We start from the raw sequence: 20,513 nt of genomic DNA, 5'->3' as shown, positions 1-20,513 counted from the left end.
CAGCCGTCTCGCCGCCGGCGCGAGTGTCACCTTTGGCCATCATGCCTTTCAAGAACAACTCGGCTCGGGCGCTTTCCTGCCTGAGCCGCCATAGCGATAAGGACTAGTGACGTCATGGCTTTGAAGAAATCACAGCTTTACAGTTCCTTGTGGGCGTCGTGCGATGAATTACGCGGTGGGATGGACGCCAGTCAGTACAAGGACTACGTCCTGTTCATGCTGTTCATCAAGTACATATCGGACAAATACGCGAACTCCGACGCGCTCGAACCGCCGGTGTGCATTCCCACGGGCGCGAGCTTTGTCGACATGGTCCGGCTCAAGGGCCAGAGCGACATCGGCGACCGGATCAACACGCAGATCATCCAGCCGTTGATCGATAACAATTCCCGGCTGGCCCGCAGTGACTTCCCGGACTTCAACGACCCGAACAAGCTCGGCGAGGGCAAGGCGATGGTGGATCGCCTGACCAACCTGATCAGCATCTTCCAGAAGCCCGAGCTGGACTTCTCGCAGAATCGTGCCGAGCACGACGACATCCTCGGCGACGCCTACGAGTACCTGATGCGGCACTTCGCCACTGAGAGCGGCAAAAGCAAGGGCCAGTTTTACACGCCGGCCGAAGTCAGCCGTATCATTGCCAAGGTCATCGGCATCTCGCCGAAGAACACGGTGTCGGCCACGACAGCGTACGACCCGACCTGCGGTTCCGGCTCGCTGCTGCTGAAAGTCGCTGCCGAAGCGGGCAGGCACATCACCCTGGAGGGCCAGGAGAAGGACGTGACCACCGCCGGCCTCGCCCGCATGAACATGATCCTGCACGACTTCCCCACCGCGAGCATCCTCAGCGGCAACACCCTGGCCGCGCCCAAATTCAAGGATGGCGAGCAGCTGCGCACCTACGACTACGTGGTGGCCAATCCGCCATTTTCCGACAAGACCTGGTCCAGCGGCCTGACGCCGGGCAACGACCCCTATCAGCGCTTTACTTGGGGCGAGCCGCCCGCCAAGCAAGGCGACTACGCCTATCTGCTGCACATCATCCGCTCCATGAAAAGCACGGGCAAGGCCGCCTGCATCCTGCCGCATGGCGTCCTGTTTCGGGGCAATGCCGAGGCCCTCATCCGCAAAAAGCTCGTCAACTCGGGCTACCTCAAGGGCATCATCGGTTTGCCCGCCAACCTGTTTTACGGCACGGGCATACCCGCCTGCATTCTCGTTCTCGACAAAGAGAACGCCAACGCCCGCAAGGGCGTCTTTATGATCGACGCTTCCAAGGACTTTCTCAAGGACGGCAATAAGAACCGCCTCCGCGAGCAGGACATCCATCGCATCGTCGATACCTTCACGCGCCTGGCCGACACCCCGCGCTACGCGCGCATGGTGCCCCTGGAGGAAATCGCCGACGCGAAGAACGACTACAACCTCAATCTACCGCGTTACATCGACAGCACCGAGCCCGAGGATATCCAGGACATCGCCGCCCATCTGCGCGGCGGCATCCCCGAGCGCGATATCGACGCCCTTGCCGCCTACTGGCAGGTCCTTCCAAGCGTGCGTGCGGCCCTGTTTTCGGCGGCTGACCGCCCCGGCTATTGCCAGCTGCGGCTGCCCATTGCCGAGGCGCGTGCTGCCATCTTCGGGCATGCCGAGTTCGACGCCTTCAAGGCGACCGTCAATGCCAGCTTCGCGGCGTGGCAGGCCAGGGCCATCCCGCAGCTGAAAGGCTTTGGCAAGGACGACAAGCCCAAGGAGCTCATCGCCGTCCTTGCCGACGACCTGCTGGCCGCTATCCGCGCCGCGCCGCTGCTGGATGCCTACGATCTCTATCAGCACCTGATGGACTACTGGGCCGACACCATGCAGGACGACTGCTATCTCATCGCCGCCGATGGCTGGGTTGCCGAAACCCGCCGCGTGCTGGAAGAAGCCAAGACCGGCAAGAAAAAAGGCGAGTTGAAGGACAAGGGCTGGACCTGCGATCTGATCCCCAAGTCAACCGTCATCGCCCGCTACTTCGCCGACGAACAGGCCGCGCTGGACGCGCTCCAGGCCGACCTGGACGCCGTCGCCGCCGCACTCGGCGATCTGGAAGAGGAACACGGCGGCGAAGACGGCGCCTTCGCGGAACTGGAAAAACTCAACAAGGCCGAGGTCAGCCGACGCCTCAAGGAAATCAAAGCCGATCCCGATTACGCCGACGAGGCCAAGGTCATGCGTGAATGGTCCAGGCTCGACCAGCAGCAAAGCGACCTGAAAAACAAGGTCAAAGACGCTGACGCCGCACTCGACCAGCGCGCCTACGATCAATACGCGCGGCTCAGCGTCGATGACATCAAAACCATGGTCGTGGACGACAAGTGGCTGCCCGCTTTGGCCGCCGGCGTGCAGAACGAACTCGACCGCGTGTCGCAGTCCCTCGCCCGCCGCATCCGCCAGCTCGCCGAACGCTACGACACGCCGCTGCCGCAACTCGCCGCCAGCGTCGCCGACCTGGAAGCAAAGGTCGCCGGGCATCTCGAAAGGATGGGGTTCAAAGCATGAACAAGAGCAAGCTTTCCGAACAAGCGACCGACTACCCGCTCGTGCTCTTCACCTCGCCGGACGGCGAAGTCACGGTGCCGACGCGGCTGGAACGGGATACCGTCTGGCTGACCCAGAAGCAGATGGCGCAGGTTTTCGACGTCAAACGGCCAGCCGTCACCAAGCACCTGGCAAATATCTTCAAGACCGGTGAGTTGGATCAAGAATCAGTACGTTCCATTTTGGAACATATGGGGCAGGACGGCGTCCGCTCATACACCACCAGGCATATCCGGAACGCCAGCAATGAAAGGGAAATGTGCGAATACCAGTATGTGCAAATTTTGCACATTCCTCACGGAGGCCGGCCATGACTGATATGCCAAATGGATATAAGATGACCGAAGTCGGAGTCATTCCAGAAGAGTGGGAGGTTTGTCATATTGGGGATTTTGCCCAATGTTTTTCTGGAGGTACGCCTAATACGTCAAATCCAGCTTATTATGGCGGGGATATTTCGTGGATCACATCAAGCGACCTTAACCAAGGCAGGATTACGGACGTTCAGGGACGAATTACAGAATTGGGTGCTACAAATTCAGCTGTAAAGTTCGTCGATAAGGGGACCTTGCTCCTCGCGCTCTATGGAGCCACAGCTGGAGTTTGTGCGGTGACCAATATCGAAGCAGCGATCAACCAAGCTGTTCTCGCTATATTTACAAAGCGTGTTGATACCGAATACCTGTTCCAGTTCCTGACTTTATACAAGAGCCGCTTTATACATACCTATACACAAGGAGGCCAACCAAACTTTAGTGGTGCAATCGTTAAGTCATTTGCTGTTACCTTTCCATCAGCAAAGGCCGAGCAGCGGGCGATAGCGGCGGCGTTGAGCGATGTGGATGCACTGCTGGCGGGGCTGGACCGACTGATCGCCAAAAAACGCGACCTCAAACAGGCCGCCATGCAACAACTCCTCACCGGCCAAACCCGCATGCCGGGATTCAAGGGGGAGTGGTGTGAAGCTTTACTTGGAAATATCGCTCGCATCAAAACTGGCAAGAAAAATAATGAAGATAAGGTGGACAACGGTGAGTATCCGTTCTTTGTGAGGTCGGCTGATGTCGAACACATCAACTCGTTTTCCTACGAATGCGAAGCGATATTAATACCGGGCGAAGGTAATATTGGGAGTATTTTTCACTATATAAACGGTCGCTTTGACGTTCATCAACGTGTGTATGCTATCACCCAGTTCCGCGAAGATGTATCAGCCCGCTTTCTCCATGCCTATATGACGCAGTTCTTCGGTGCTTGGGCGCTTCAGAATACCGTCAAAGCAACAGTCGATTCACTACGTTTACCAACGTTCCAGAACTTTCTGGTTGAACTACCACCGACGCTCGCTGAGCAAGCCGCGATAGCGTCGGTGTTGTCGGACATGGATGCGGAGATCGATTCTCTTGAGCGTCGGCGGGCGAAGACCGCCGACATGAAACAGGCCATGATGCAGGAGCTGCTGACCGGGAGGACCAGGCTGGTATGAGTTTTAAGGCAGTGGAATGGGACAAAGGGGACGAATGGGACCTATGAGACGTATAGGCATGGGACAAAGAGGACGCAGAGGACACAGGGGACAGGAAATGCACGAACATACGTCCCCTACGTCCCATGCAACCACCCATGCCGAGATTGAGGTTCTTGAGCGTCGGCGGGCGAAGACCGCCGACATTAAACAGGCGATGATGCAGGAGCTGCTGACCGGGAGGACGAGGCTGGTGTGAGTTTTAAGGCGGTGGAATGGGACAAAGGGGACGAATGGGACCTATGAGACGTATAGGCATGGGACAAAGAGGACGCAGAGGACACAGGGGACAGGAAATGCACGAACCTACGTCCCCTACGTCCCATGCAACCACCCATGCCGAGATTGAGGTTCTTGAGCGTCGGCGGGCGAAGACCGCCGACATTAAACAGGGCATGATGCAGGAGCTGCTGACCGGGAGGACCAGGCTGGTGTAAGAGTGGCAAGGGGCAAGTCGAGAGGATGTAAAAAGCAACATGAGCATCAAGGTCTTCATCAGCAGCGTGCAAAAGGAGTTCGCGGAAGAGCGGGCGGCCTTGCGTGATTTTCTGCATGGCGACGCACTCTTGCGGCGTTTTTTTGAGCCGTTTTTGTTTGAGGACGTTCCTGCCGCCGACCGTCGTACCGACGAAGTGTATCGTGATGAGGTGAGAGGCTGTGGGGTATACATCGGTCTCTTCGGCAATGACTACGGCTTCGAAGATGCAGAGGGGATTTCCCCTACACAGCGCGAGTTTGATCTGGCGACCAGTCAACACAAGTCGAGGCTGATTTTTGTTAAAGGCAGTGATGACAAGACAAAGCACCCCAAAATGCAGGCGTTGATTCGGCGGGCCGGCAGCGATCTAATCCGGCGACGGTTTCTAACCTCGGCGGAGCTGGTGTCGGCTGTATATGCTGCACTGGTGCAGATTCTGGAAGATCGTGAGCTCATCCGCACCGGCCCGTTTGATGCCGCGGCATGTCCAGTTGCCACGCTGTCAGATTTAGATGTCGAAGGCATGAAACGCTTCATTCGTGAGGCGCGGCGGTCTCGGGGGTTCCCGTTAAGTGAAGGCGCATCGCCGAAAGAACTGTTGACGCACATGAACCTGTTGAATGACGGACGCCCAACAAACGCCGCCGTGCTGTTGTTCGCGCGACAGCCGCAACGTTTCCTCATCGCATCCGAGGTGAAGTGTGCCCATTTTCATGGCACAGAAGTAACAAAGCCGATTCCGTCGTATCAGGTCTACAAGGGCACGGTGTTTGCATTGGTGGATCAAGCGGTTGATTTCGTGATGTCGAAGATCAACCTTAGCGTTGGCACTAGGGCTGATGGACCGCAAGCCCCGGTTAGCTATGAAATTCCCCGCGAGGTGGTGGCGGAGGCCATCGTAAATGCTGTGGCGCATCGGGACTACACGAGTAATGGCAGCGTACAAGTGATGCTTTTCTCCGACCGGCTGGAAGTTTGGAATCCGGGGGCATTGCCACCCTCGCTGACATTGGAAAAGCTCCGGCAGCCACACGGCTCCGTGCCGGCAAATCCGTTGCTGGCCGAGCCGCTTTATCTGACCCGCTACATTGAACGCATGGGAACTGGCATAGGTGACATGATTCGGCGTTGCCTGAAAGCAGGTCTACACGAACCGGATTTCGAGATACGCGATGGCTTCGTATTGACACTCTGGCGCCAGGCAGCTAGGCGGCCAGAGTCGCGGCCAGAGTCGCGGCCAGAGTCGCGGCCAGAGTCGTTGGAGATTCGTGTTCTGGGTCTATTGCGTGCCGGTGCGTGTTCGAAGAGCGAAATATCGGTTGGTTTGGGCCACAAGGAAGTATCTGGTCAGTTGAACAAGGTTATTCGGCTGTTGTTAGCCGAGCAAACCATCGAATACACCCTTCCAGACAAGCCGAACAGCCGGCTGCAAAAATATCGCCTGACGACCAAAGGCGAAGCCGCATTGGCATCAGGCCAGGGCGGCGACATCAGCCGCTGAAGTAGCAGCCAAAGGAGTTCACATGCCTATACAACCTCGTCCTGAGCGCGTGACGCAGAATCGCGTGATTGCGTTGTTCACGGATGCGTCGTGTCCGGGGTGCCTGGGCTACCGTTATCTGGGTGACTGGCAGCAGCGCGCGGGAAACCGTCCGGTTGAGGTCGAGATACTGCGGGCGAATTTGTTGTCGCGGGGTTATTCGGCGGCGCAGATTGCGGCGGCGTTGCAGAAATTGCTGGCGGCGGTTGACACGACGGGCGTGACCCTGTACCAGGCCAATATGCGCACGTATAATTTGCTGCGTTATCCGGTGAAGGTGCAGGTAGCGGTCGGGCATCCGCATGATGACGTGCAGCTGATCGACTGGGAGCATCCGGAGAAGAACGACTTCGCGCTGGCGGAGGAGGTGACGCTCAAGGGCGGTCACGAGCGCCGGCCGGACATCGTGCTGTACCTCAATGGCATCGCCGTGGCGGTGATGGAGCTCAAACGCAGTTCGGTGGACGTGGCCGACGGCGTCCGGCAGCTTATCACCAACCAGGAGGACATCTTCAACAAGAACTTCTTCGCGACCGCGCAGCTGCTGTTTGCGGGCAGCGACGCGCAGGGCCTGCGCTACGGCACCGTCGGCACGCCGGAGAGCTTCTTCGTGCAGTGGAAGGACGAAGACGGCGACACGGCGCTGGCGCCGGGCACGCTGCTGGACAAACCCCTGGCGCAGCTGTGCCGCAAAGATCGGCTGCTGGACCTGATCCGCAATTTCGTCATCTTCGACGCCGGCAAGAAAAAAGTGCCGCGGCCGCATCAGTATTTCGGCATCAAAGCCGCGCAGGAGCGCATCGCCCGGCGTCGCGAAGGCGGCGTGATCTGGCACACCCAGGGCAGTGGCAAGAGCATCCTGATGGTGCTGCTGGCCAAGTGGCTGCTGGAGCACGATCCCCATGGCCGCGTGCTGGTCATCACCGATCGCGATGAGCTGGACAAGCAGATTGAGGGCGTCATGCGCAACGCGGGCGTCATTGGCGAAGACGCGCCGGCGCCGCGGATCACTTCGCGGCAGCAGTTCGTCGAGAAACTCGGCGCGACCATGCCGCGGCTCCTCTGCGCGCTGATCCACAAATTCGACACGGCGGACCTGAAAGGCGCGCCGCCGCCCGTGCATGGTCATTTCTATGTGTTTGTGGACGAGTGCCACCGCACGCAGGGCGGCGACATGAACCGACAGATGAAGCGCTGGCTGCCGCACGCGATCTTCGTCGGCTTCACCGGCACGCCGCTGCTGAAGCGGGACAAAAAAACGACGCGGGAGGTCTTCGGCACCTACATCCACACCTACAAATTCCACCAGGCCGTGGCGGACAAGGTGGTGCTGGACCTCAAGTACGCAGCGCGCGACGTGCCGCAGCGCCTGACGTCGCAGAAGAAGATTGACGAGTGGTTCGAGCAGAAGACCAAGAACCTCAATAACTTCCAGAAGGCGGTGCTGCGCAAGCGCTGGGCGACGATGGAGGAGCTGATGAGCGCCGCTGAGCGCAAGCAGCGCATTATCGCCGACATCATTGAGGATTTCAGCCTCAAGCCCCGCTTGAACAACGATCGCGGCACGGCCATCCTGGTCGCGGCGTCCATCTATGACGCCTGCCATTACTTCCGGCTGTTCCAGAACACGCCTTTTGGGCAGTGCTGCGGCATTATCACGTCGTTTGAGCCGCAGGCGGCCGCGATCTCGAAGGAGCCCGCCCACAGCGACGAGCGCTACAAGTACGACACCTACAAGAACTACGTGCTCAAGGACGGCCAGACGACGATGAAGTACGAGGAGGAGATGAAGCGGCGCTTCATTGATGAGCCCGCCAACTGCAAGCTGCTGATCGTGGTCGGCAAGCTGCTCACGGGTTTCGACGCGCCGTCCTGCACCTACGTCTATCTGGACAACGAGCTGCATGACCACAGTCTCTTCCAGGCCATCTGCCGCACCAATCGCCTTGATGGCGACGACAAGGACTACGGCCACATCGTGGACTACAAGGAGCTGTTCCGGGATGTGCAGGAGGCCCTGGCCGTGTACAGCTCTGACGAGCTGGACCTGGAGGACGGCGGCGACGAGAACAACGTCAAGCTCAAGAACTGGCTCGAAGAAGGCCGCAAGAAACTCGATGCGGCCCGCGAGGCACTGAAGTACCTGTGCGAGCCGGTGCCACCGCCCCGGCTGGTGGAGCAGTACCTGCATAGTTTCTGCGGCGACGCCAGTAATCCCCTGGCGCTCGACGAAACGGAAGTGCTGCGAATATCGTTCTACAAGGCCGTGGCGACTTTCGTGCGGGCCTACGCGGCGATATCGCAGGATCTGCCGGAGGCGGGCTACACCAGCGCCGAGATCACGGCGATCAACCAGGAAGTCGAGTGGTTCTGCGATATCCGCGCGGCCATCAAGAAACATTCCGGTGAAGAGCTGGACATCAAGCCCTACGAGGCGGACATGCGGCACCTGATCAACACCTACATCCAGGCCGATCCCGCCGATCCGCTGGGAACGCTGGAGCATTACTCGCTGGTGCAGTTGATCATCGCCACCGGCATTCACGACGCCATCGCCAAGATGCTCAACGCAAAGGGCAAGCTGTCCAAAAACGCCATTGCCGAGGGCATTATCAACAACGTGCGCAAGACGATCATCCGCGATCAGCTCACCGACCCGAAGTTTTACGAGGAGATGTCGCGCTTGCTGGATGACCTCATTGCGCTGAAGCGGACCATCACCGAGTCCTACGAGGAATTCCTGCAGAAGGCCGAGGCGCTGGTCCATCAGGTGTCCGGCAAGGCGATGACCGGCAGCCACCCCAGTGCTCTCAATGGCAATCTGGAGGCCATACACCTCTACAACAATCTCGACCGTATTCCGGCAGACCGCTTTCAGTGTCCGGCCGACGCCGATGGCCGGGTCAAACTCGCGCTGGCGATCGACCGTACGATGCGGGAAAAGGCCCCGGCGGGCTGGAAGGGCGACGACACCCGGGAAAAACAGGTCATCAACGCCCTCTATGAAAACCTCGACCGCGATTCGAAGGCGACCTACGCCGTGTTCGAAATCGTCAGAAATCAGTCGGGGTACACCCTATGACTGAGCGGATTGAACTGGGCGACATCGTAATCGCGCTGACGCGGAAAGCGATCAAGAACGTGCATTTGTCCGTGCATCCGCCGGATGGGCGGGTGACTATGTCGGCGCCGGCCGGGACGCGTCCGGAGGTCGCCCGCGCCTACGCCATCAGCAAGCTCGGCTGGATTCGCGAGCAGCAGGCGCGACTGCGCGGCCAGGCGCGGGAAACGCCGCGCCAATTTGTTGAACGCGAAAGCCACTATCTCTGGGGCCGCCGGCATCTGCTGACCGTGGTGGAACGGGACGCCAGCCCCGCCGTGGCGGTGGATCACAAGCGCATTACCCTGAGCGTCCGCCCTGGCACGGATCGGGCCAAACGTGCCCGGATCATGCACGACTGGCACAAGGCGCTGTTGCACAAGTTCATTCCGTCGCTGATCACGCGCTGGGCGCCGAAGATCGGTGTGAAGGTCAATGCTTATTTTCTCCAGCGCATGAAGACCAAGTGGGGCAGCTGCAACCCCCGAGCGGGTAACATCCGGCTGAATACCGAGCTGGTGAAAAAGCCCAAGGATCTGATCGAGTACGTCGCGGTGCACGAGATGGTGCACCTGCTCGAACCAACCCACAGCGAGCGCTTCGTCGCTATCCTCTCCAAGCACTGCCCGGCCTGGCGCGAGGCCCGCGCCGAACTCAATCATCTGCCGCTGGGAGCCGAAACGTGGAATGAGTGACGACGGCGACGTGAGGGAGCAGAGAAACACGCAAGTAGAGGACAGTAACTTCACTCTTTTTATAGTGCTCCCTTGTCGCGCGACCAGCCGGTTGCTTCATTCAAAATGAGCCGTTGGGCCTACTTCAATTGAGGCGCCACACGACGTCAACCGCATAATGTCCACGCAATTCGTCATAATATCTTACTTTCCTACGGCGGCGAGCTGGGGCTGACACAGCTGTTGCGGGTGGCGGCATCTGGGGGCGGCTCAGGGGTGTTGCCGGTTATTGTGGGCAGCGGCATCATCTGGGGCCCGACTCAGGGGTGTTGGCGGGTTTTGGCGCGGCAGTGTCTGCGGCCGGCTCAGGGGTGGAGGGCTTTGGTGCGGTTTTTTGAGGTGCAAAGCTCGGCAGGTTTTTGACTGGGCAGTTTTTGCCGCAGGACTGGCAGCAGCCGCTGTCGCAGCCATCGGCGGATCCTTTCAGAACGCGACGCGCCTTGCGGATGCCGATAGTGACGATGATGATGGCGATAGCGAGGACGATGAGGTGTTCAATGGCCATGGTGTGTTCTCCGCTGTATGGCAAATGGAAATACAGGTTGATAGGCCGACATTCGCCGGAACGAGTGTTTGCCGATGTATGGCTAACATTCGCCGGAACGTGTGCTTGCCGCTGTATGGCTAATGGGTGCTGGCAACGGTATAGTATACGTTCGTTGTAGAACGTGCACGAATCAACCGGGGCATATTTGACGGGGCGCAGCGCGCGATGTCAGCTAAGAATGGAGACAGTCGGTTATGGTGTTGAACCCAGAATGGCGGCGGCGTATAGACCATTGGCGGAATTACCTGCCGAAAATTTTTTACCGTGCGGTGGGTGACGTCGCCTTGGAGCATTTTGTCACTAGCGAGTCTATGCGGCCGGCCGAGGCGCAGACGCGGAGTTTTCAGGCGATTGCGCCGGGGACGACTTGGGGTGAGGAATGGCAGCTGGGCTGGTTTCGCGGCAAGGTGGTGGTGCCGCCGGCGCTGGCTGGGCAGCGGATTGTGCTCAAGCTGGAGACGGGCGGCGCGGAGTCGATCATTTGGGTTGACGGCGTGGCACGCGGCGCTCGCGACCACAGCGGCCGCGAGCTGCTGTTGACTGCCGAGGCTCGTGGCAGCGAGGAGTTCAGCATTTTGGCGGAGACCTTCGCGGGCAACCAGCGCAACTGCGGTGGTGGGCCGCATCCCGAGTGGTTTGCGCCGGTGGCCGGCACGCCCCCGACGGTGCAGCTGGGGCGGACGACCTTCGGCTGCTGGCATGAAGAGGCGTTTCAGCTGTGGCTGGACATGGAAACGCTGATACAGCTGCGCGACGGCATTCTCGATCCCCATTCGTTGCGTATCGCCGAGATTGACGATGCGTTGCAGCAGCTGACCCTGGTGGTCGATTTTGAGCTGGCGGCGGACGCGCGCGACGCGAGCATCCGCGCCGGTCGCGCGCTACTGCGGCCGTTGCTGGCCTGCCGCAATGGCTCGACGGCGCCGGTGATGCATTGTTTTGGGCACAGCCATATTGACGTCGCCTGGCTGTGGCCGTTGGCGGAAACCGAGCGCAAGTGCTGCCGGACCTTTTCCAACCAGCTGGCGCTCATGGACGAGTATCCCGAGTACAAATTCCTGCAAAGCCAGGCGTATTTGTATCGCCGCACGCGGGAGTTGTATCCGGATTTGTACGAGCGGGTGCGCGCGGCGGTAGCGCGCGGGCAATGGCTGGTCGATGGCGCGATGTGGGTGGAGGCCGACACGAATATCAGCGGCGGCGAGGCGCTGATCCGGCAGTTCCTGCACGGCAAGCGTTTTTTCCGCGAGGAATTCGGGGTCGAGAACGAGCTGATGTGGTTGCCGGACGTCTTTGGCTACAGCGGCGCTTTGCCGCAGATCATGGCCGGCTGCGGCATCAAGTGGTTCTCGACCCAAAAGATCTTCTGGACCTACAATGGTGGCGATCCCTTCCCCTACAACAGCTTCTGGTGGGAGGGCATAGACGGCACGCGGGTGCTGTCCTATCTGCATAACGACTACAACTCCGAGACCAAGCCGCAGGCAGTGTTGGCGCGCTGGCGCGAACGGGTTCAGAAGGATGGTTCGCACAAGGGGCGGCTGATGCCTTTTGGCTACGGTGATGGTGGCGGCGGGCCCACGCGCCTGCACCTGGAGTACCTGCGACGGGAAGGCGACCTGGAAGGCTTGCCGAAGTGCCGAATCGCTGAGCCGGCCGAGTATTTCCGCGATATGGCCAGCGATGCCCTGCCGACCTGGGTTGGCGAGCTGTATTTTCAGGCGCACCGGGGCACCTACACCTCGCAGGCCAAGACCAAAAAAGGCAATCGCGACAATGAGCTGGCGCTGCGCGAGCTCGAATGCTGGGGCGCGATAGCCGAACGCCTGCAGGGCAGGGCATACCCGCTGACGGAAGCGGACGAGCTGTGGAAGAACGTGCTTCTGAATCAGTTTCACGACATTATTCCGGGCTCGTCCATCCACGAAGTCTATGTGGAAGCCGAGGCGCTGTATGCGCGGACGCTAGCGCGGGTGCGGGAGCTGACGGCGGCGACGCAGACGAGTCTGGTCCATGACGACGATGCGGCGCAGACCCTGTTCAACTCGTTGTCTTGGGAGCGCGACGCGATGGTCGAGATTCCTTATGCGGCTGCCTGTGACGAAGCAGGCTCGGCCTTGCCGGTGCAGACGCAGGACGGACGCCATTTCGCCCTGGTCCGGGCGCTGCCGTCCTGCGGCTGGACGACGATCCGTCGCGGCGCGCAGGCGTCGACCGCTGTGAATTCGCTGCGAGCGACGCCGACGACGCTGGAGAACGACCTGATGGTCTTCACCTTCAACGCGCTTGGCGAGCTGACCAGCGCCCGCAGCAAGGCCGACGGCGAAGAGGTTCTGGCGGCGCCGGCCAACGTGCTGCATTTGTACAAGGACGTGCCCAGTTCCTACGACGCCTGGGATATCGACAGCATGTACAAGAAGACGCCATGCGATTGTGTTCGCGAGGCGACGGTGACTGTCATTGCCCAGGGGCCGGTGTTTGCGGCGTTGCGGGTTACGCAGAAACTGCATGAGTCGGAATTGACGCAGGACATCGTTCTGCGGGCGCACTCGCGGGTGCTGGAATTTCGCACTCGGGTTGAGTGGCGCGAGAGCCACAAGATGCTCAAAGTGGCCTTTCCCGTGGCCGTTCGGGCCGAGGATGCCCTGCACGAGGTCCAGTTCGGGCATGTGCGCCGGCCGACCCACGCCACCCGGCCGTACGACGCGACGCGCTTTGAGGTGTGCAATCACAAATGGACGGCGCTGGTCGAGGAAGGCCGCGGCGCGGCAGTGCTCAATGACTGCAAATACGGCGTGAATGTGGATGGCAACAGCATCAATCTGACGCTGCTGCGCTCGCCGCTGGCGCCGGATCAGACGGCGGACAAGGGCCAGCAGGATTTCACCTACGCCTTCTGCTGTTGGCAAGGGCCATTCCTGACCAACAATCCGATTCATGACGCCTACGAACTCAACGTGCCGGTGGCGGTCTGCGCCGGTAACGGCGGCCACCAGGAAATCGTCAGAATTTCAGCTGCGAATGTGGTGCTCGAGAGTCTCAAGCCGGCCGAAGACGGCTCCGGTGATGTCATTGTGCGTCTGTATGAAAGTGTTCGGACGGCGACGGACTGCGAGTTGCGGGTGGCTCTGCCCTTCCGTTCGGTGTTGGCGACGAGCATGCTGGAGAGCGACGGCGTTGCGGTGCCCACGCACGGCGCGGTGATGACCTTGCAGTTCCGGCCTTTTGAGATCAAGACACTGCGGCTGGTGATGGCCTGAGGGCGTCAGACTGCAGTCCGGCGTTGGAGAAAGAGGGTCCTATGAGCGAGGAAAACGGCTCGGCTGCGTTGGATGTGCTCCATGTCACAGAGGCTTGTGGCGGTGGCGTGCGCAGGCATCTGCGCCTGCTCATCCCGGCCTTGCAGGCTCGTGGCGTGCGTTGCGGCCTCTTTGCCTTTGGTAGCCGCGACGAGGCGGATTTTGCCGATGACTTGTCGGCCCTTGCGGCCTTGGGGTGTGACGTCAGTTTTCGCCATCATGAAGGCAAGGGCCTCGGCGAGTATTGGGGCAGTTGGCGGGCGTTGCGGACGCTGATTGCGGCTCGGCGGCCACGGGTGCTGCATTTGCACGCCGGGGTGGCGGGGGTGCTTGGGCGTTGCGGCTGCCGGCCCTATCCAGATCTGCGCATCGTGTATTCGCCGCACGCCTTCGCCTTCCACCCGTCTTTGCCGAGGCTGCGCAACTGTGCCGTGCGTGGCGCCGAGCGGCTGTTGGCCTGCAATGTCGATGCCTATGTCTTCGTGGGGCGCTCGGAGATCGCGGATGCGAATCTGCTGGGCTTGCCGCCGGAACGATTCCAGCTGGTGGAAAATGGCCTTCCCGATGACTATTGCGCGACGCTGCTGGAGCCGGCGGTGGCCCGGTACAAGCTGGAGATTGCGCCGGGGACGATTGCGGTCGGCGTGCCTTGCCGGCTGGTGCGCCAGAAGGGCCTGGGCATTTTTCTGAGCGCGTTTGCGCAGGTCGCCGAGAAGCATCCTGCGGTGCAGGTGCTGTTTTGTGGCGATGGTCCCGAGCGGGACAATTTGCAGCGGCAGGCAGTGAGCCTGGGCTTGTCCGGCCGGGTGCGTTTTCTGGGGACGGTACCGGATTTAGCCAGGAAACTCACGGCTTTTGATTTGGCCATGCTGCCGTCGTTTTATGAAGGGCTGTCTTATGTGCTGCTGGAGTGCCTTGGCGCGGCCGTGCCCCTGCTGGTAAGCGACATCCTGGCGAATATCCCACGACCGGAATTTCGGGAATGCCTGGAGACGTTTCGGGTCGGCGATGTTGGCGACCTGGCACTGCGGCTGGATTATGGCCTGGAACACCTGGAACTGATGCGCGGCAAGGCCCAGATCGGCGCGGAGCTCATTCGCAGTGAATTCATGCTCAGTAGCCAGGTGGACAAGCTGGCGCTGCTCTATAAACGCCTCGCGCGCAAATGCCACGGCAATGGCGCCGCGGCGAGCATCGCCGAGAACGAGGCAAAATAAGCTGGGCGCGATGCTCAATCTGCGTGGTGTGTTCCATTGCCCATTCGGCCCCAGTCAGCTGCGCCGACTGGGGCCGAATGGGCCGAGGAACACGGCCATAATGGGCGCGCTACCCAGGGCGGCGCGCGCTTTCAGCGCTGCTAGCCCTGGGCTGGTATGTTTCGCGCTTTCAGCGCTTCTGCCGCTTCGCGGCGAGTGACATGGTGGTCGGTGGCGAGGTCCGAAAGAATGTCTTTCCGGCCATCGTAGTTGGCAGAAACGCGGCCATTTTTCGTGGCAGGCAACAAGCCGTCTTGTCGGAGTGGGCGGGACGCCCACGCCACGGCCGGAAGACGGGCCAGGTACGGTTGGCGTGGATGGCGAGGACGGGTAAATGAGCCGTCTCGTCGGAGTGGGCGGGACGCCCACTCCACGGCCGGGAAGACGGGCCAGGTACGGTTGGCGTGGATGGCGAGGACGGGTAAATGAGCCGTCTTGTCGGAGTGGGCGGGACGCCCACTCCACGGCCGGGATACGGGCGCACGCGAGTAGCGCTGCTACTTTGGCTGTCCAGGCAATCCAGCGGGTGCTTTGTTGTTGCGGCGTTTCTTTTTGAGGACTCCTGAGCTGATTTCTTCTTTGGCGGGGATGATCTTGCCGCCTTTGCCGCGGAAGTTCACGGCGCCTCGTTTGGGGATATCGCCGAGGAGGTCGCGGCCGTCAGCGCTGTCGTCGATACCGCGATGGATGACCAGCTCGACGCTGAGGGGCAGTGGGTGGGTGTCGATGGCGCGCTGGGCGGCGGCGAGTTTTTCCTTGAACTGGTCGAATTTGGGGAATTGCCCGTCATAGCCCTCAGTGAGTTCCTGTCTGAGTGCCAGTAGGCTGATGATTTGAGTGGCTTGGCCGTTGAGGTCAAAGCCGAAGTCTTCAAGGTGATCACGGAAGAAATTGACGTAATAGTTGGGTCTGGACAGTGCGGCGGCGGTGGCGCGGTCGATGCGGGCCTGGTACTGGAAGCAGAGAAAGGCAGCGGCAGCAGCCATTGCCTCAGCGGCTTTGGCCGCCTGGTCGCTGTTGCGCAGGGTCTTGCTCAGGGACGCCAGCAGCCAGCTTCTTTCGGCGGCGGTGGTCATGCTTTCCCAGTCATGGACGGCGCCGAAGAGATCGGGGAAGATCGGCTCGGTGTTCACGTCGATGGAAGCGGCCAGGGTGAGGCGCGAGAGTTGGCTGACGTACTCGTTGTTGCGGCGGTAGTATTGCCCGAGAGCCTCAGCCAGCCAGGGCGAGGTCGCGATTGCGGTGAGCTCCTGTTTCTGGATTTTGCTGGTTAAGAGGTAGGCCAGATTGTCATCGGCTATTTCCAGAAAATCGCTGTTGTGATTTTTCTTGCCGAGTTTGGCCAGTGCGAGTGCGGCCATGGCTTCGGCTTCTGCCTGGCCGTAGTCACTGAGATCGCCGCCTTCATAGATTTGATCCGAGGGGAAGAGTTTGGCGGGGATGAAGCCGTTGCCGGGCTGGGCCTGTCGGCAGATGTGCCGGCCGATGGCGGTGGCGATGGCTGGGTAGTCGGGGTTGTCGGGGAAGATCGTGGTCAGTTCGATGAATGCCAGGCAGGCGGTGGCATTACTGCGCAGGGTGGTGATGCGGCGGGGTTCAAGATGGCTGTCGGCAGCCACGGGTTCCTTTTCGATGACGGCGATGAATTCTTTGTTTTGGCCGTAGCGCATCATGGCGGCCTGGAGAGGCCTAGCGGCAAGGGCGGCGCCGGCGGCGAGGTGTTTTTTTTCGCTGTTGCTTTGGGCAAGGCGGGCGAGGGCGATGACCAGTTCGGCCTGTGCGTCGGGCGCTTCGCGGTTGCTGACGCCAGCGCTGGGGCCGCTGTTGCTGACGCTGGGGAGCCACTCGGGGAAGGGCACGGCGAGGGTGCCTTTGGCGGGGTCGAGGTAGCTGATCAGCAATTCGCCGGCGCGGGTGGCGGCATCCAGACACTGATCGTTGTTGGGCAGTTGGGCGATGGGGTGGCCGCGGTAGAGCCTGACGACGTTCTGGCCGTCCGTGCAGTAGCTGTCGACCTCGAAGAGGCAGATGCGGTGGCCGGATTCGACGGCGCTGAGGCGCAGCCAGTTTTTCATGGCGCCCCAGTTGTAGGTTTCGGCGATAATGTTAGCGACCTGCTGTTTGGCGAGGAAGCGTTCTGGGGTGACGAGGCAGCGGCCGGTGAGTTGTGCGGGTGGGAAGGCGAAGCCCACCTGGGGGCCGAAGGCCAGGCCGACCAGGCTGGTCAGAGCGATCTTCGAGCCTTCTACGGAGTAGTCAAAGGATGGTCGGGCGACCTGGACAATATCCAGCCGCAGCCAACTCCAGGCGCCGGGATTCTTTTCGCGGTCGACCCAGTCTTGAGGGACGGGCTTGCCTTCGCGTTTGGCGCCGTCGATGGTGCCGCGGGCTTGTTTGGCGGTTTCGAGGGCGTAGGTTTTTTCATTGGCGAGCATGATGGCGGTGGTGCTTTCCCAAGCGTGGGCGAAGTTCCAGCCGCCGCCGAAGTAGGTACGTGAGGGCCAGAGGTCGTTGCTGAGACTGAGGAAGAGGATGCGGGGCGACTGGTCGGCGGGGGCCAGTGCCGCGAGCTGTTTTTCGTCTTGGCCGGCGGCGATGGCGCGGTGGATTTTGCGGCAGAAGTCTTCGATCTGCGCTGTCGTCAGCTTGGTCGGCGCGGTGACTTGGTCGAACCACACGTCGTCAACGGCGGCGAGGTTTTGGGCGTGGATAGCGACGAGGGCGCTAGAGAAGAGGACGGCACAGGCGTAGCGGCAGATATGGACCATGGAATGAATTTCCCTTGGGGTGAAGGGGTGAAAAAGACCGAATAAAGGCACTGAGAGCATTGGTAAGGTAAACCAAGGACGGTAATTTTAAACCGGCCCGCTCCGGAGAAGGACACAAAAGCAAAGGACAGTGCATTCCATGACAGAACAACGCTGGTTAGGTCCGGCTCAGCAGAACAGACGCTATTTCACCCTAGGCACTGGCGAGACCTTTATTCCCATAGGGCAGAATTTCTGTTTCCATCGGCTCGCCGACCAGCTTGGCGAAGAGGAGGTCCTGGCGACCTACCGGCACTGGCTGGGCGCTTTTGCCGCCCAGGGCGGAAATTTCACCCGGATATGGCTTGGCGTACCGTTTTTCAATGTGATGCCCGAGCGCCTGGGCGAGTTCAGCGAGCGCAATCTCGGTCATATTCGCGCCGTGGTTGCCATGGCCGAGGAATTCGGGGTGAAAATCAAGTTCACGGTGGAGCATTTTCGCAGTGTGCAGCCGCCGGCGCAGCCGGTGGCGGAGACTTTTCCGGGCGTGATCAGCTTTTTGCAGCCGTTGTTTTCGCCGGAACGGGGCGGCTCCTGCCGCAGCATGGCGGAATTTTTTGGTTCGGACGCCGGTCGTGCCGCCTATTTGGCCAAGTTGCGCTATTTAGCGGCGGCGGGCCTGGGGGAGACTCCTGCGGTGGTGGCCTGGGAGCTCTGGAATGAGATCAACAGCACGGGCGAGCTGGCGATTTGGCGGGAGTGGAGCGACCAGATGCTGGCTGCGCTGCATGAGATATTTCCGCGGCAGCTGGCGTTGCAGAATCTCGGCAGTTTTTCCGGCAGCACGGCATATCGCTGTTATGACTATTTGGGGGCCTTGGCGGGGACGGACTTTTTGCAGGTCCATCGCTATCTCGATCCCGGCGCGGAGCTCGATATCTGCCGGGGGCCGATGGACGTCCTCTGCGCGGACGCCATTGGCCAGTTGCGCCGGCGCTGTTCTGACAAGCCGGCGGTGCTGGCCGAAGGCGGCGCGGTGGAGGCCAATCACGCGCGCTATTCGCGGCTTTATGAGAAGGATCGCGAGGGCACGCTGCTGCACGACGTGTTGTTTGCGCCTTTCTTCGCCGGCAGTGCCGGCAGCGGCCAGTGCTGGCATTGGGATCACCTTTACCTGGACAAGCACGACCTCTACTGGCACTTCGGGCGTTTTGCCCGCGCCGTTGCTGGGGTGGATCCCATCGCCGAGGACTTTCAGCCCTATTATACCGAAACCCACGCCTTGCGCGTCTATGGCTTGCGTGGCAGGCGCATGGACCTTTTGTGGTGCCGTGACAAGGCCAGTGACTGGCGCAGCGAACTCGACGAAGACCGCCCGGCCGCCGATCTGCGCGGCCTGAGCGTGCCGGTGGACGACGCCAGCAGCTGCCAGGCTTACGCGCCGTGGACGGATTCGGAGGAAGAGCTGGTGTTACGCCATGGCCGCAGCGCGCTCCTGCCGCCTTTCCGCCGCTCGCTCGTCCTGCGCGTTCGGCATTGACGTGAAGGCCTGTGGCTGGTGTTGGCTGGCCGCGCGGCAATGCCAGGCGTACCGGCTGCGAGGTGATACGTGATTACAGACGAGGACAGACGATGAAACTGGGACTATTTCTACCCGCTGTGCCGGATAGCAAGTGGACGTTGGCGCGGCAGGCCGGCATTGACTACGCGATTACCAAGGCCGCGCCGGAGTTGACCGGCCTGAAGCCGATCTGGGACTTTGCGACTCTGGCGGGCATTCATGCGCGCTTTCGTGATGCCGGCTTTCGGCTCATGGCCATTGAGGGCGATGAATTCGACATGAGCCGCATTAAGCTCGGATTGCCTGGGCGCGACGAGGACATTGAGCATTACTGCGCCATGCTGAGCAACATGGGCCGGCTGGAGATACCCGTGCTCTGCTATAATTTCATGGCTGGCGTCGGCTGGTTTCGCAGCCGGGTGGACATACCGGCGCGGGGCGGGGCCTTGACCAACGGCTATTTTCCGGCGGACATGCCAGCGGCGGAATTGTGCCTGAGTCACGAGCAGCTGTGGGACAACTACGCGTATTTCATGCGGGCGGTGATGCCGGTTGCCGCCGCCGCCGGGGTGCGCATGGGCTTGCATCCGGACGACCCGCCGGTGCCGGAGCTCAAGGGTTATCCGCGCATCATGACCTCGGCGGCGTCTTTTCGCCGGGCGAAGGCCTTGGCCGCCAGTCCGGCCTGGGGCATCAGTTTCTGCCAGGGCACCTTCCGCAGCATGGGCGAGGACATCATGGCGCTGATCCCTGAATTCAAGGACGACATCATATTTGTCCACGCTCGCGATGTTGAAGCCCGCGATGGAGGTTTTGTGGAGACCTTCCATGACAACGGCCCCACGGACATGGCCGCCGTCATGCGGCAGTACCGCCGCTGTGGCGTGGATTGCCTCATGCGGCCGGATCACGCGCCGACCATGGCTGGCGAGGACAATTCGTCGCCCGGCTATGCCATCATGGGGCGCCTCCTGGGCGCGGCGTACTTGCGGGGAATACTGCGGGCGATAGAACAAGAAAATAGGTAATGTGCGAAATCTTGTGATAGAAAGAGATACTTGACATGCGCCGTAGGCGCCTTACTATGCTTAACCCCAGGCTTTAGCCTGGGGAAAATGCTCTCCAGTCAATCGTGCCCCGTAG

General features: G+C 60.7%; 12 protein-coding genes. 10 read left to right on the top strand and 2 right to left on the bottom strand.

What is annotated here, in order from left to right:
• The first annotated feature begins 114 nt into the window (after nucleotides 1–114).
• The 6 genes from J3R75_RS03770 (at nucleotide 115) to J3R75_RS03745 (ending at nucleotide 9,921) form a co-directional block, all read left to right on the top strand.
• Nucleotides 115–2,544 (top strand): type I restriction-modification system subunit M, encoded by a 2,430-nt coding sequence (locus tag J3R75_RS03770; protein WP_307260006.1) that lies wholly within the window; start codon nucleotides 115–117, stop codon nucleotides 2,542–2,544.
• Complete coding sequence (locus J3R75_RS03765; RefSeq protein ID WP_307260005.1) at nucleotides 2,541–2,897, top strand: virulence RhuM family protein; 357 nt, start codon at nucleotides 2,541–2,543, stop codon at nucleotides 2,895–2,897. Before J3R75_RS03770 ends, J3R75_RS03765 begins: the two co-directional genes overlap by 4 nt.
• Entirely contained in the window at nucleotides 2,894–4,069 is a 1,176-nt protein-coding gene (locus J3R75_RS03760; RefSeq protein ID WP_307260004.1) for a restriction endonuclease subunit S, read from the top strand. Before J3R75_RS03765 ends, J3R75_RS03760 begins: the two co-directional genes overlap by 4 nt.
• 515 nt (nucleotides 4,070–4,584) lie before the next feature.
• Nucleotides 4,585–6,087 (top strand): DUF4062 domain-containing protein, encoded by a 1,503-nt coding sequence (locus J3R75_RS03755; protein ID WP_307260002.1) that lies wholly within the window; start codon nucleotides 4,585–4,587, stop codon nucleotides 6,085–6,087.
• Between the two features lie 22 nt (nucleotides 6,088–6,109).
• Nucleotides 6,110–9,208, top strand: a complete 3,099-nt coding sequence (locus tag J3R75_RS03750) for a type I restriction endonuclease subunit R (protein WP_307260001.1) — start codon at nucleotides 6,110–6,112, stop codon at nucleotides 9,206–9,208.
• Nucleotides 9,205–9,921, top strand: coding sequence for a M48 family metallopeptidase (locus tag J3R75_RS03745; RefSeq protein ID WP_307260000.1), 717 nt, complete (start codon nucleotides 9,205–9,207; stop codon nucleotides 9,919–9,921). The genes J3R75_RS03750 and J3R75_RS03745 overlap by 4 nt, the downstream gene beginning before the upstream one ends.
• A gap of 283 nt (nucleotides 9,922–10,204) precedes the next feature.
• Here the strand turns inward: J3R75_RS03745 and J3R75_RS03740 are convergent, their stop codons facing one another.
• On the bottom strand, nucleotides 10,205–10,465 hold the full coding sequence (locus J3R75_RS03740; RefSeq protein WP_307259999.1) for a hypothetical protein: 261 nt from the start codon (nucleotides 10,463–10,465) through the stop codon (nucleotides 10,205–10,207).
• A 236-nt stretch (nucleotides 10,466–10,701) separates the two neighbouring features.
• Between J3R75_RS03740 and J3R75_RS03735 the strand changes: the two genes are divergently transcribed.
• Both J3R75_RS03735 and J3R75_RS03730 read left to right on the top strand, forming a co-directional pair.
• A complete protein-coding gene (locus J3R75_RS03735; protein WP_307259998.1) occupies nucleotides 10,702–13,767 on the top strand; it encodes an alpha-mannosidase in 3,066 nt (1,021 codons plus the stop codon).
• Nucleotides 13,768–13,808: 41 nt separating this feature from the next.
• Nucleotides 13,809–15,023 (top strand): glycosyltransferase family 4 protein, encoded by a 1,215-nt coding sequence (locus tag J3R75_RS03730; RefSeq protein ID WP_307259997.1) that lies wholly within the window; start codon nucleotides 13,809–13,811, stop codon nucleotides 15,021–15,023.
• Nucleotides 15,024–15,559: 536 nt separating this feature from the next.
• Here the strand turns inward: J3R75_RS03730 and J3R75_RS03725 are convergent.
• Nucleotides 15,560–17,830 carry a hypothetical protein gene (locus tag J3R75_RS03725; RefSeq protein WP_307259996.1) on the bottom strand — a complete coding sequence of 757 codons (2,271 nt, stop codon included), beginning with the start codon at nucleotides 17,828–17,830 and terminating at the stop codon, nucleotides 15,560–15,562.
• A gap of 139 nt (nucleotides 17,831–17,969) precedes the next feature.
• On the opposite strand from J3R75_RS03725, the gene J3R75_RS03720 reads away from it, so the two are divergent.
• Nucleotides 17,970–19,349, top strand: coding sequence for a glycoside hydrolase 5 family protein (locus J3R75_RS03720; protein ID WP_307259995.1), 1,380 nt, complete (start codon nucleotides 17,970–17,972; stop codon nucleotides 19,347–19,349).
• Between the two features lie 92 nt (nucleotides 19,350–19,441).
• Nucleotides 19,442–20,398, top strand: a complete 957-nt coding sequence (locus tag J3R75_RS03715) for a mannonate dehydratase (RefSeq protein WP_307259994.1) — start codon at nucleotides 19,442–19,444, stop codon at nucleotides 20,396–20,398.
• Nucleotides 20,399–20,513: the final 115 nt, after the last annotated feature.

This window comes from Oligosphaera ethanolica, from assembly GCF_030814695.1.
Lineage (GTDB): Bacteria > Verrucomicrobiota > Lentisphaeria > Oligosphaerales > Oligosphaeraceae > Oligosphaera > Oligosphaera ethanolica.
The sequence above is the reverse complement of the archived record's forward strand: the minus strand, read 5'-3'. Positions and strand labels throughout refer to the sequence as shown.